The sequence below is a fragment of the Chryseobacterium sp. SIMBA_028 genome, from assembly GCF_046535285.1.
Classification (GTDB): domain Bacteria; phylum Bacteroidota; class Bacteroidia; order Flavobacteriales; family Weeksellaceae; genus Chryseobacterium.
Genome location: NZ_JAWRWZ010000812.1, coordinates 1 through 237, shown reverse-complemented (window position 1 = coordinate 237; position 237 = coordinate 1). Strand labels below are relative to the sequence as shown.

Sequence of the window (237 nt, the reverse complement as noted above, 5' to 3'; positions counted from 1 at the left end):
CGCCGCGGTCATAGGATGAAGGCGATGACCACCACCCAAGCGAACCAAAACTTCAGCCTCCGCAGCATCGCGCTCCCGGCGTTCGGGCCCGCGCTTTTGTTCTGTATAGGCGAGGGGGCGGTGCTTCCGATCATCGCACTTTCGGCTCGGGACCTCGGAGCTTCGGTTGCTGTCTCTGCCCTGGTCGTGACACTGATAGGTCTCGGTTCCTGGATCTTCAACATTCCGGCGTCCATC

1 protein-coding gene is annotated in these 237 nt (G+C 61.2%); it reads left to right on the top strand.

Annotation, left to right across the window (positions count from 1 at the left end):
* Nucleotides 1-237: hypothetical protein (locus SCA31_RS25475; RefSeq protein ID WP_410699711.1), on the top strand; the 237-nt coding region annotated here is incomplete at both ends.